At 48.8% G+C, this 12,723-nt stretch carries 10 protein-coding genes; 6 read left to right on the top strand and 4 right to left on the bottom strand.

The window, feature by feature from the left end:
• Positions 1 to 68: 68 nt before the first annotated feature.
• Positions 69 to 1,208 carry a toxic anion resistance protein gene (locus ABIC22_RS05280; protein WP_354479022.1) on the top strand — a complete coding sequence of 380 codons (1,140 nt, stop codon included), beginning with the start codon at positions 69 to 71 and terminating at the stop codon, positions 1,206 to 1,208.
• Between the two features lie 176 nt (positions 1,209 to 1,384).
• Here the strand turns inward: ABIC22_RS05280 and ABIC22_RS05275 are convergent, their stop codons facing one another.
• Both ABIC22_RS05275 and ABIC22_RS05270 read right to left on the bottom strand, forming a co-directional pair.
• Positions 1,385 to 1,999, bottom strand: a complete 615-nt coding sequence (locus tag ABIC22_RS05275) for a hypothetical protein (RefSeq protein WP_354479020.1) — start codon at positions 1,997 to 1,999, stop codon at positions 1,385 to 1,387.
• A 159-nt stretch (positions 2,000 to 2,158) separates the two neighbouring features.
• Entirely contained in the window at positions 2,159 to 2,752 is a 594-nt protein-coding gene (locus ABIC22_RS05270) for a TetR/AcrR family transcriptional regulator (RefSeq protein WP_354479017.1), read from the bottom strand.
• A gap of 192 nt (positions 2,753 to 2,944) precedes the next feature.
• Between ABIC22_RS05270 and ABIC22_RS05265 the strand changes: the two genes are divergently transcribed.
• Positions 2,945 to 3,703, top strand: coding sequence for an SDR family oxidoreductase (locus tag ABIC22_RS05265; RefSeq protein ID WP_127538464.1), 759 nt, complete (start codon positions 2,945 to 2,947; stop codon positions 3,701 to 3,703).
• Between the two features lie 149 nt (positions 3,704 to 3,852).
• Here the strand turns inward: ABIC22_RS05265 and ABIC22_RS05260 are convergent, their stop codons facing one another.
• On the bottom strand, positions 3,853 to 4,887 hold the full coding sequence (locus tag ABIC22_RS05260) for a LacI family DNA-binding transcriptional regulator (protein WP_354479014.1): 1,035 nt from the start codon (positions 4,885 to 4,887) through the stop codon (positions 3,853 to 3,855).
• Between the two features lie 444 nt (positions 4,888 to 5,331).
• Here ABIC22_RS05260 and ABIC22_RS05255 point away from each other — a divergent pair, with 444 nt between their 5' ends.
• The 4 genes from ABIC22_RS05255 to ABIC22_RS05240 all read left to right on the top strand — a co-directional run bounded on the left by ABIC22_RS05255 (position 5,332) and on the right by ABIC22_RS05240 (position 10,295).
• Positions 5,332 to 6,621 carry a sugar ABC transporter substrate-binding protein gene (locus ABIC22_RS05255; protein ID WP_354479011.1) on the top strand — a complete coding sequence of 430 codons (1,290 nt, stop codon included), beginning with the start codon at positions 5,332 to 5,334 and terminating at the stop codon, positions 6,619 to 6,621.
• Between the two features lie 45 nt (positions 6,622 to 6,666).
• Positions 6,667 to 8,022 carry a carbohydrate ABC transporter permease gene (locus tag ABIC22_RS05250; protein ID WP_336781354.1) on the top strand — a complete coding sequence of 452 codons (1,356 nt, stop codon included), beginning with the start codon at positions 6,667 to 6,669 and terminating at the stop codon, positions 8,020 to 8,022.
• Positions 8,019 to 8,855: a sugar ABC transporter permease gene (locus ABIC22_RS05245; RefSeq protein ID WP_127538467.1), complete on the top strand. Its 837-nt coding sequence runs from the start codon at positions 8,019 to 8,021 to the stop codon at positions 8,853 to 8,855. Before ABIC22_RS05250 ends, ABIC22_RS05245 begins: the two co-directional genes overlap by 4 nt.
• A 150-nt stretch (positions 8,856 to 9,005) precedes the next feature.
• Positions 9,006 to 10,295, top strand: a complete 1,290-nt coding sequence (locus tag ABIC22_RS05240) for an MFS transporter (protein WP_354479006.1) — start codon at positions 9,006 to 9,008, stop codon at positions 10,293 to 10,295.
• Between the two features lie 82 nt (positions 10,296 to 10,377).
• On the opposite strand, the gene ABIC22_RS05235 is transcribed toward ABIC22_RS05240, so the two are convergent.
• Entirely contained in the window at positions 10,378 to 12,534 is a 2,157-nt protein-coding gene (locus ABIC22_RS05235) for an alpha-amylase family glycosyl hydrolase (RefSeq protein ID WP_430198085.1), read from the bottom strand.
• Between the last annotated feature and the right edge of the window lie 189 nt (positions 12,535 to 12,723).

Here is a 12,723-nt window from a genome sequence, read left to right as displayed (position 1 = left end):
CATTCGTAGTGGCCGAGTGTAATCATCATTAGTTCATTTATAAAGTGTGTAATTAAGGGGGAGTTTGGATGTCGTTTTCGATGGAAATACCCAGCCAGAAGGAGATTCAGAAGGTTATCGAGGAAGAGGTGAAGCCCGTTCCGGCCGAGGTGGCGGAGCTGCAGCAGGTGGCGAACGCTAACGTGGAGATGATCATGTCACTGGATCTGGAATCACTGGATAAGCGCAAGGAGATTTTACAGTCCATTGAAGGCTTTGGCATGAACACCATGAGATCCTCTTCGGAGAAAAACGCGCTGCTTCAAATCTCTGTTGGACATCTGTCCAAGACGGGAGACGAGGGCGGTCAGGTTGCCAAAGGCTTGACCGAGCTGCACATGCAGCTCAAGGATCTCGATCCCAGCGTGGTCGATTTCGCCAAGACCGGATTCCTCGGCAAATTGTTCAACCCGCTGCGGGCTTATTTTCTCAAATACCAGAAGGCCGATGCAGTCATCGCCGATATTGTGACCTCCCTGGACAAAGGCAGGGCAACATTGCGCAATGATAATACGACACTGGAGATCGAGCAGCATACGCTTAGGGAGCTGACCAAACGATTGCAAAAGGAAATCCAGCTCGGTGTGCTCATGGATGAGTCGATCGACGGACAGATTGAAGCAGCGAAGGTTCGGAATGAGGACCCGGAGAAAGTCCGGTTTATTACGGAAGAAGTATTATTCCCGCTTCGTCAGCGGGTCATGGATCTGCAGCAGATGCTTGTCGTGAACCAGCAGGGCATCATGGCGATTGAGGTGGTCATCCGCAACAACAAGGAATTGATCCGCGGAGTCGACCGGGCCAAGAATGTGACAATCTCGGCACTGAAAATTGCCGTAACCGTTGCTAGTGCGCTGTACAATCAGAAAATTGTTTTGCAGAAGATTGAATTGCTCAATCAGACGACCAATGACCTGATCGCAGGCACGTCCAAGATGCTGAAGGACCAGGGTATCGCGATTCAGAAGCAGGCGTATGATGCCAGCATTTCCGTCGATACGATGAAGCAGGCCTTCACGGATGTGCTGTCCGCACTGGACTCCATCAGTGTATATAAGCAGGAGGCACTACCGCGGATGCGGGAGACGATCAACCAGTTCCGTGAACTTGCGGATACCGGAGAGCAGCAGATCCAGCGCTTGGAGAAAGGGCAGAAGCTGGGGTTGTGATCAAGAGTGAAATGGGGATTGCATCACATTTTCCTATACATTCTGTAATTCAAAAGCGACCAGTTCCCAATTTAATTGGAGAAAGGTCGCTTTTTGAATTTTAATAAGATGTGGCATTATCGATGAGCTCGACAATAACGGCATTAATGACTCCCTGATGATATTCCCTATAACATTTAAATATCATAACCCATCTTTCTAGCATAGGCGTACAGTTGTAGTTGGGTATAATCAAGTAGTTCGTCTCCAGTGGTTACTTTAGCATTGCCTTGTTTAAGTAGGGTATAATTCACTTTGGTCTTGGACACTGCTTTCTTGTACAGCAAGTACCCTTCAAGTTGATTATAGCTCCCCTTAACATATGTGGCATGAATCTTCTTCAGTTCCGGATTGGTAGGCTTGATTTGTTTTAACTTGGATACATATTTCGTATAGTTGGGGATAACTGTATTCGTAAGTTTTAGATACATGGATTTACGATTGCTTGAGTTAACACTGGAGCCGATGCTTTCCAAGGCGGCAAAGGCTTTTTCCTCATAGGATTCTAGGGCAAAAACCTGATTAAGATAATTTTCAAATTCCTGTTGCTCTGCCGTTAGCTCTGGTTCTTCCTCGGCGAAATCCTCGTACCAGTTGTCATCTGTAATCGTATCCTCTTCGTAGATATCAAACTCATCCGAATATGTAGGGTTTACATCATCTGCTGCAGCTGCATATGACCCCATAGGCATAAGTACTCCACCGAGTAGAGAAAGACTTACAATTGACGATAATAACCATGTTTTCTTCAAGCAAAATGTCCCCTGTCTGTGTATGTAATATTATTCCAGATGATAATCTAACATAGATTCAGCAAAAGTTACAGGAATGTATTTACATCATTTTGGTTGTGAAGTTTCCTAGAAATCATCTCGATCACCATACTATATTGAAAATAGCGGTATTCATTTTCAGTCTTTCAACACGACATTGTCAGGCCGGTAATGAATGATCTTGAATAACTCCTCGGCCATGTAAGCGGGGCTGTGCTTGAAATCCTGTCTAATCCACTCCAGGATCATGCCGAATATCGCATGGGACTGGTAGCTTGCCAGCAGTTCAGGGTTAATGTGCTGCGGGAATATTTGATTCAGATCCTGTAAGGAGAGATCCCGAAGAACATCACAGATCATGCGCTGGAAGTTGGAAGAAGCCTCGGATTTTACAACCAGCGTGTAGAATTGTGCGTGCTGGTGCACATGCTCAAATATGGTGATTGCCGAAGAGGGCATCAGACCAACCTCGAACTTTTCCATACCTTGATAGGGTTTGCGAAAAGAAGTGACCAGATCCTGTATCACATCATCAATAATCTCATCAAACAGGTCTTCCTTGTATTGATAATGTCGGTAGAAGGTGCCTCTGTTCAGATCCGCAAGCTGGACAATATCCGTGATGGAAATTTCTTTAAAGGGATATTTTTGCATCAAATGAATGAGTGCATCCTTCAGTGCAGCTTTTGATTTCTTGATTCTTCTATCCATTGAATTGGAATTATCAGACATGTGGAATCCTCCTGAGAAAGGCCTATTTAGAATAAAAGTACATTTATGCTCAATAGTGTTGATTAACGTACAATCGGGCAAGCTTTTACTGATTGAAGCGGAATGCTATGACTTATTATACTAAGGATAAGAGTTAATGAACATTTGTTTGTTAACTTATTGTAAACGAATACACAAAGGAGGATACATGAGATGAAACTTCAAGATAAAGTAGCAGTAGTTACAGGCGCAGGTTCAGGCATGGGGAAAGCAATCGCAACGCTCTATGCACAAGAGGGGGCCAAAGTGGTTGTGTCCGATATCAACGAGGAGTCCGCACAGACGGTCGTCAATGAGATCAAAGCCCAAGGCGGTGAAGCCATCGTGGTTTTGGCCAATGTGGCCAAAGAAGAGGATGTGCAAAACCTTATCGATACGACAGTTAGCACGTACGGTACAGTAGATATTTTGGTGAACAATGCAGGAATTATGGATGGCATGGAACCAGCTGCAGAGGTAACGGATGAGAAGTGGGAACGACTCTTTGCGGTGAATACCACAAGTGTCATGCGTACAACGCGCAAAGTGCTGCCGATCTTCCAGGAAAAGCAAAACGGCGTCATCGTGAACGTTGCTTCGGCAGGCGGATTGCATGGTGGACGTGCGGGAGCGGCATATACGGCTTCGAAGCATGCTGTAGTCGGATTCACTAAAAACACAGGGTTTATGTATGCAGAGCAAGGTATCCGCTGCAACGCCATCGCTCCGGGAGGGGTAGCAACCAATATCGGTGCCTCCATGGCAGGGATCAGCCAATTCGGTGCGTCCAGACAACAATTGGGCATGGCGATCAACCCACGCATAGGAACAAGTGAAGAGATTGCCAAGGTAGCGCTGTTCCTCGGCTCGGACGAGTCCAGCTTCGTGAACGGAACTGTGATTGAAGCGGACTCAGGCTGGAATTCCTATTAATCCATGCATATAAAAATCGAATATTGATATGTAAACGAGAAGCCGCATGCTGCGGCTTCTTTTTTTGCTGCCATCCATCGCTACTAACTATAGGCAATTCAAGTAATAGGACAAACGTTTGCATTGCTCTAACGAAGCTCAAAAATCATTTAAATGGAGGCCGGTTTAGTCTTCGAAAAGAGAGAAGATTCGCGCACAATTAAACGATGCGGAATAATGACCGGATTCTGAGGCAGCGTTTCCCTGTTCAGAATTTTCAACAACACTTGAACGGCAGTATAACCAAGCTGGTAGGTTCCAATATCGATGGAGCTTAAAGGCGGAGAAGCCAGTTCTGACAAGGCAATGTTGTTAAAGCTGACTACACTGATATCCTCAGGTACACGGTAACCAAGTTCGGCAAGAGCTCTCAGTACGCCAAAAGCAACATTGTCATCAATCACGACGATGGCAGTAGGTCTGTCCGGCAGGGCCATGAACAATGACATGGCTCGGAATCCACTCTCTTGTAGGAATTCACCTTCCACAATCCAGTCATTATTGGTATGAAGTCCCGCTTCGGCAAGCGCCTTTTGGTATCCTTGCATGCGGTCATGCGATAACGTAATGTCCGGCGGGCCGCTAACAAATCCAATCCGTGTATGCCCTTGGGCGATCAAATGCTGGGTTGCATCATAGGCGGTCTGTACGTTGTCGTTATCGACCATGGGCGCGTCCGGGTGAGCTTCGCTGCGTCCGATCAGTACGAAGGGGAACTTTTCCTCCTCCAAAAAGGAGATGATTGGATCGTCCCGTTTGGAGCCTAACAGCAGAATGCCATCCACTCTTCGTCCATGAACCAGGCGGGAAATCGCATGCAATTCATTGTCTGATGACGTTTCAGTGGTCAGCAGCAGTTCGTAATTCATGCGGGTGGCATGCGTAATAATTCCTCGCAGCAGTTCTCCGAAAAAGTAGTTCTGAAACAATTCTTCTGCAGGACGCGGAAGCATGATGCCAAGGGTTTGGGTCGTCTTGGATACAAGGCTTTTGGCCATGATATTGGGATGGTAATTCAGTTCTTTCATAATTTGCTTCACTTTGAGAGACGTCTCGGTGCTGATTCTGGGATGGTTGGAAATCACCCGTGAAACTGTAGAAGGGGAGACACCCGCCATTTTGGCAATATCTTTGATCGTAATCATGTAAAAAATCCCTTCTGATCCATCATTTCAACATTCTCCTATGGTAATGCAACAGATTCGATAAATCAATTGCAAACTGCAGCATGGAGGATACAGGAGAAGTAAAAATAAGGAAGAAGAAGACAGATCAAGCAAACAGGAAATTACTGGCGTTAGAACAAGAAATATGGATGAAATTGAACAAATATGGATTGTGCAAACGTTTGTGCAAAGAAATCCTGATATTGTATGATTTGATTGTTGTTGTAGCGCTTACATAAGTGGATTTAGCCTGCATCTTAGAATATTTCTCCCTGAATACATACTTAGAAGTATCCTTGTCTTCCATTTGAGCAAACGTTTGTGCAAAAGCGAACATGGATTGCAAAACCTGCATCAATCGTACCAATCAAGGGTGGAGAGCGCGAGACTGGTTGAACCAAACAGAGGGAAGGGGACATTTACATGAGAAAATGGCAAGGGGCAACATTGTCCGTCATCATGGCCTTTACATTGGCCGCGTGCTCGGCTGGTGGTGGAACGAACTCTCCGGCAGCGGAGGGAACCGGAGATACGGGGGAAGTTGTAGAGCTGACAGCCGAAAATCTTCAGCCGGAAGAAGGCGCAACATTGGTCATCTGGGAAGATAAGAACCAACAGAGTTTTGTAGAGGAAAGAGCCAGGCTGTTTGAGGAAAAGTATGGTGTAACCGTGAAGATGGAGGAGCTGCCTCCTACCGATCAGGTAACCAAGCTGACAACGGACGGTCCGGCAGGACTCGCAGCAGATGTTGTCGTATTCCCGCATGACAAGATTGGAAGCGCTTCAGAGGCGGGTCTCATTTTACCAAATGATATATTCGAGGCAGAGACGGTAGCGAACACCAGCGAAAATGCGCTGAAGGCCGTCACGTTTAAGGACATCTTATATGGATATCCGTACAGCGTGGAAACGTACGCTCTCTTCTATAACAAGGCACTTTATCCGGAAGCGCCGAAAAATTTTGAGGAGATTGTCAGCTTCGCCAAAACCTTTAATGACGTGAAATCCAACCAATATGCCCTCATGTGGGAATTGCAGCAGTTCTATTACAATTATGCGTTCCTGGCTTCCCAAGGCGGCTATATTTTCGGGGATAACGGAATGAACAGCGAAGATCTTGGCCTGAATAACGAAGGAGCCCAGAAGGGTGGGGAGTTCCTGAAGACACTGAAGTCGGAAGTGCTGCCGCTCAAGATGGGTGACGTGAACTATGATATCAAAAAAGGACTGTTCTCCAGCGGGAAACTGGCTATGGACATTAACGGTCCTTGGACGATTGCCGATTATCGCAATGCAGGTATTAATTTCGGCGTTGCACCGCTCCCGGCGATCGATGGCAAGCCAATGACATCCTTTTCTGGCGTGAAAGCCTATTACGTCAATGCATTCACGCAATATCCGAATGCAGCCAAACTCTTTGCGGCTTTCCTCTCCAACGAAGAGGCCCAGATGACCAACTTTGAGATGAACGGCACGCTTCCTGCCAACGCCAACGTGGCAGCCGATCCGAAGGTACAGGAGGATCCAATCAACAAGGCGTTCCTCGAACAATTCAACAATTCGACGCCAATGCCTTCGCTTCCCGCGATGGATAGTGTCTGGGGCCCGATCACTTCAGCCATGACCGATATCTGGGATGGCGGCAAGGATGTGAAGGCGTCGCTGGATAACGCCGTGAAGCAGATCCAGGAGAGTCTGGCAACAGTTCAATAATCGGACGGAGCACCTGGTAAGGAGAAGGTGGAGAGGAGAGAGCGAATGAAACAGCAGCATGTCCCGGTGTCTGCTCCGCAAAGCAGGGAAAAGCAGCACCGGATGACAGCGGCCATATTATCCATCATACTGCAGGGTCTAGGACAGCTGTACAACCGGCAATGGATCAAGGGAATTTTCTTACTGTTACTGGAGGGGGCAGGTCTTGCTTACCTGCTTCCCCGCCTGTCGCAGGCCGTATGGGGAATATGGACACTGGGGGAAAATACGCAGCGTTTTGTCAAAGTAAATGGGTCTACGGTGCTTCAGCGGGGCGACCATTCAATCTTTTTACTGTTAGAGGGAATTATTGTGCTGCTCGTGTTTTTTGTGTTTATCATTGTCTACATCCTGAACATCCGTGATGCTTACCTTACGGGACTTGCGAGGGAGGAAGGAAAGAAAACACTGGGAGCGGCAGCTTCACTCCGTAACATGATGGACAAAAATTTTCCGTATCTGTTTTTGTCCATTCCGGCTCTGGGGGTGCTGTTCTTCACGATCATGCCGATCCTGTTTACAATCACCCTGGCGTTTACCAACTACTCGGCACCGGATCATATTCCGCCTGCCAAGCTCGTGGATTGGGTAGGGTTCAAGACATTTAGTGACCTGATTCAGCTCAAATCATGGAGTCACACCTTTTATGGCGTATTAACATGGACGGTTATATGGGCGATACTCGCAACCGTGACCACTTATTTTGGCGGGGTACTTGTAGCGCTGCTGATTGAGCAGCGAGGCATCCGGTTCAAAAAGCTGTGGCGGACGATCTTCATTCTCCCTTATGCCATACCACAGATCATTTCCTTGCTGCTCATGAGGAACCTGTTTAATGGTCAATTCGGTCCAATTAATACGTATATGAGAGCTTTTGGTCTGGAGGGACTGCCCTGGCTGACCGATCCGTTCTGGGCCAAGGTCACGGTCATTGTTGTTAACATGTGGATCGGTATTCCGGTCAGCATGGTGCTGATCCTTGGCGTTCTGACGGCGATTCCACGTGATCTGTATGAGGCCGCCGAAGTGGATGGAGCTTCCGCATTCCAGAAATTCCGGATCATTACGATGCCATTCATCCTTTTTGCAACAACTCCGGTGCTTATCATGCAATTTGCCGGAAACTTCAACAATTTCAATGTCATATTCCTGCTGACCAACGGTAATCCGTTACGCGGCGACTACCAGTATGCGGGAGCAACAGACCTGCTGGTGACCTGGCTCTACAAGCTTACGCTGGACAACAACAAATACAACATGGCTTCAGCGGTGGGCATCATCATCTTCATTATTATCGCGTCGTTTTCCATCTGGAATTTCCGTCGCTCCAAATCGTTCAAGGAGGAGGACATGATTCAATGAAGAAACGCAATAATCCGCTGCGGCTAACGCTTAGTTATGTGCTGCTGATCATCATTGCCGTGGTCTCCGTCTATCCGGTGTTGTGGATCTTTCTCTCTTCCCTGCGACCTGGTGCGGCACTGTTCAGCGAGCGTTTGTGGCCTGAAGCCTTTACCTTGTCCCACTATGGCGAATTGTTCAACAATCCGTCCTTCATGTATGGCAGGTGGTATCTGAACACGCTGAAAATTGCCTTTTTCACCATGATCTTCTCCACGCTGATGGTAACGCTTGGGATGTATGCCCTATCCCGTTTCCGGTTTCGCGGGCGGCAGACGATTCTCTCCACCATGCTGATTCTCGGCATGTTCCCGAGCTTTATGAGCATGATCGCGATCTATATCATTTTGCTGCAGATCAAGCTGCTCGATACGCATGCCGCGTTGATCCTGGTGTATTCTTCCGGAGCAGTACTCGGCGGATTTATCGTCAAAGGATTCTTCGATACAATTCCGCGCAGTCTGGATGAGGCAGCACGCATTGATGGTGCGAGTCACCTGAGGGTGTTCACCAGCATCATCCTGCCATTATCCAAACCGATGCTGACCTATGTGGCGCTAACCAGCTTCACTGGCGCATGGATGGACTTCATCTTCGCCCGGCTTGTTCTGCGGACAAAGGAAAACTGGACGCTTGCAGTAGGCATGTGGGACCTGGTCAATAGGTACCAGGACAGTAACTTCACCATGTTTGCTGCAGGGGCTGTGCTGATCGCGATACCAATTACGCTGTTGTTCGTGTTCCTTCAGCGCTTCCTTGTCCAGGGGCTCACAACAGGTGCTTCCAAAGGATAATGCCGTGCCATTAACAGCATAGATGGCCGCCTCTACGCGGCAGCACATTTAGGCACTTCCGCCATGTCATGTCTCTTTTCGACGGACATGACAACGGAAGTGCCTGATTTTGCATAGGGCTCCATCATAATTAGGGGAGGAAAGGGATGTATGGGAATAATACCGTCCACTGAGCCCGAGACGATTGGATATGAAGATGGACAAGCCGTGCTGCGCGAAGAAAACAGTGTTCCACCAAAGCTCTGGCAGCATGTCACTTTCCGCAGGATTTTATACGGCTACGGCATCTCCGTGTTCGGAGACTGCTTTAACGGTATTGCCATCAGTCTATGGGTGCTCCAGACGACGGGAAGTGCCAAGAGTATGGCTGCCGTTCAAATCTGCAACATGGCAGTGAGTTTTTTGTTTGGATCACTGGCAGGTACGGTTGCTGATCGGTTGGATCGCCGGAAGCTGATGCTGACCTCGGATGTATTTCGGGGTGTGATGGCCATACTTATCGCGATTGGTTTGTTTGGGCTGCATGTACCATTTCCTGTGCTGCTGCTGATGCTATCACTTTCCATGTTCTCCAGCCTGTTTCAGGCGCCTGCATTCCACGCGTCCGTGGCGAGCATGGTGGGCAGGGAGCATATTCAGCAAGCTACGGGGGCCATTCATCTGGTGGATAACCTGGCCCGAATCAGCGGACTCGCGGCAGCCGGAGTCGCCGTTGCCGCCTTTGGCGGGTTTGTCGCCATATTGATTACAGGAGCCACCTTTCTTCTATCGGCGGTATGTGTACTGATGGCCGGCCGTTTCCCGGAGGTAAAGCGATCTGGCGATCAGCAGACCACGTTCGTTCAGGAATGGCGGGGATCATTCTCCTATATCTACCGCAGTCCTCTAATTCGGTCGATCGTATTGCTTAATCCGCTGCTGATTTTATTTTTCATGTCGGCCATGATGCTAGTTCAGGTGATGGCAGTCAAGGTATGGGAGGCAGACCCCGTGCAGTTTGGACTGATTGAAACGTGTATTCCGCTTGGTTATATGATTGGATCGGGAGTGTTGATTGCATCGGGGAAACGAATGAAGCGAAGAGGGCGATGGGTTTTCATCGGTCTGCTGGTACTGGGGCCGCTCTATATTCTCCTGTCCCAGGTAACTTCTCCCATGATGGCACTTCCGCTCATCATGGGCGGGGGAGCGATGTTTGCCTGCTGCACGATGCTCACCCAGATCATGCTAAGAACAGCGGTACCCGATGAGCTGCAGGGGAGAATCTACGGTGTTGTCGGTACAATTACAAGCACGGCGCCTATCCTGGGATTGACAGTTGTCTCCGTGATGGCTGATCAGTGGGGGGCAGCGGCTGTGCTGGAGGGACTCGGCATGCTGCTGCTCGCAACCGGAATCCTTGCCGCGACCACATTGAAGTCCATTCGAACTTACCGATAAACCAGAAACAGATTAAACGTCAAAACCCGGAGCGTACGCTGTATAAGCGCTGCTCCGGGCTTCATTAATGGATTATGGCTAGTTATTGCCAGTTTACCGTTACTGTGGCAGTACCACTCGTCGGTGTTGTAAAGGTGTGATTGGATCCACCTTCCCACGTAATGGTAGCGCCGTTTTTCTTGAAGAACTTGAATTCCAACTGTTTCCCGGCCGGAACACTTACGTCATAATACCAAGTCGGGTAGGCGTGAATGACCTGATTGAAAGCCGGTCCAATGGAAGCTGCACCTGTGGTCCAGTTACCGAGTTCGGACACGTTGCCTGTCAGGTAGATATTCTCGCCCAGCGCAGTTGTGGCATTATTGATGACGAACCGCACCGATACCTGATCGCCGCTAAGGATGGTGAAATCGTTATAGGCGTTGCTGTTCACACCATTGGCAGCTACTTTCACTGCATAGTCACCGCCTGCTACTGGTGGAATGGTGACTTTGATCTGAGTGTCTTCCCATGAAGTAATGGCTGAGCCCGTAACGGCTGTTGTACCGAAGTAGACGGTACCTTTGGCGGAACCGAACCCGCGTCCGTCGATGGTAACGACGTTACCTGGTTTACCCATTACAGGGCCAACGTGACCGATGGTTGGCGTCGTTTCACTTGCCGTATACTGCCACACAGCGGTAGCTCCTGCTGCGAGCGTGAAGGAAGAAATATTGCCTCCACTGGACGTGATGTTGTTTCCGTTCAGCACGCCGCCGAGCACATCGGTATAGGTTCCTGATGGAAGCGACGTATTCAGGTTAGTGATACTGGTTGGCGTCGTGAGATTGCGGTTAACGGCAACGACGGCAACGCTTTTGCCAAACTTGCGCTCATAGATATATACATCATTGTTGATCCAGCGCTGCTGTGTGGAACCGTAGGCAATCGCCGGGTTGGATTTGCGCAGAGGTGCCAGCTTGCTGATCACGTTGAACGCTGTGGTCGATTTGGAGAAGGAAGGCATTTTGCCCCGGTTATCCGGGTCGCCGTTCCCGGTCAGATACTGCTCCGTACCATAATAGATGGCAGGTACGCCGCGTGAGGTTAGCGTGAAGGCCAGGGCCTGTTCCAGACGGCGGTTGTTCACCGCACTCGTTTTGAAACGGTCCATATCATGGTTGTCAATGAAAGTGACTTGGTCATTCACCTGATTGTAATCTGCTGCCGTAGCCGTAAGCATGGAATCCAGCGCGTACATGTTGGAGGTGTTATCCCGGAACACGTTGCGGACAGCCGAATTGAAACGGAAATCAAGCAAACTCATACCAGATTCATTGGCAAAATCTGTGTTATCCGCATCGGGTGCTGCAGATCCCAGGAACCATTCGCCGAAGGTAAATACCGGCTTGTGTGCATAGATAGATGACATCCAGTTCTTCTGCCAGCCCTGAGGCATGTGCTTGACCGCATCGACACGGATGCCGTCTACGCCCATATCAAGCCACAGCTTGATGGCGTCTTTGAAATATGTATCGATCGTGCTGTTATTGTGATTCAGATCGGCCAGATCGTAGAGGTTTTTGTAAATGCCATTCTCAAGAGTGGAGAAATCGGAGCCGCCATTGTGGTGGAAATATCCGTTGGTATCATTGGTGTACCCGCCAACCAGGTTGCCGTTATCGTACAGTTTGCCGTTCTCGGCGAAGGAGGTATCGGTTTCCATGGCAGGGGACGTATGGTTTGGCGCGAAATCAATAATGATTTTGATGCCTTTCGCATGGGCGGTGGTTACCAGATTCTGAAAATCGGTCATGGTTCCGAAATACGGATTGGTCTTCTTGAAATCCCGTGCCCAATAGCCGTGATAGGCTGTATTGGTTACACCGCTGTAGTTGATGGTAGCGAAAATATTTTCGACAGGCTGGGAGATCCAGAGGGCCGTGACACCCAAGTCACTGAAATAGTTGTCATTGATTTTGTTGACCAATCCCTGCCAGTCCCCACCGCAGTACAGCTTCAGGTTGCTGCACGTGCCATCAAAGGCAGCCCCGGTAGGGTTGTTGGATGGGTTACCATCCAGAAATCGGTCCGTAAAAACTTGATAGATGACATCCGTACTGAAGTTCTGCTTGTTGGTGACAGCTGTATCCGCATCGGCATAAATCGCGGAAGCAGGCAGGAAAGGCAATGCACTGCCGGCAAGCAGGCTGAACGTTAGCGTGGTACTGAGGAGAACGCGTTTGGCCATTTGAAACATGGTAATCCACCCTTCATGAATGTAGTAGTTTTCAACAAAAACAACTAACCTGGCTCTCGAATAACAGCGCTTACAATTGTACGAGGAGACATTCTGTGGCTTAAAGACTTCCCTCCTTCGACACGCCAACAACCCCGGTATCTCCTGGGGAGTTACCGGGGTTGTCCTAAACCGCTTGGGTTTAAAAGC

This window comes from Paenibacillus sp. PvP094 (genome assembly GCF_040546835.1).
Taxonomy (GTDB): Bacteria; Bacillota; Bacilli; order Paenibacillales; family Paenibacillaceae; genus Paenibacillus; species Paenibacillus illinoisensis.
Note: the sequence above shows the minus strand (reverse complement) of the source record. Positions and strands in the feature narration are given on the sequence as shown.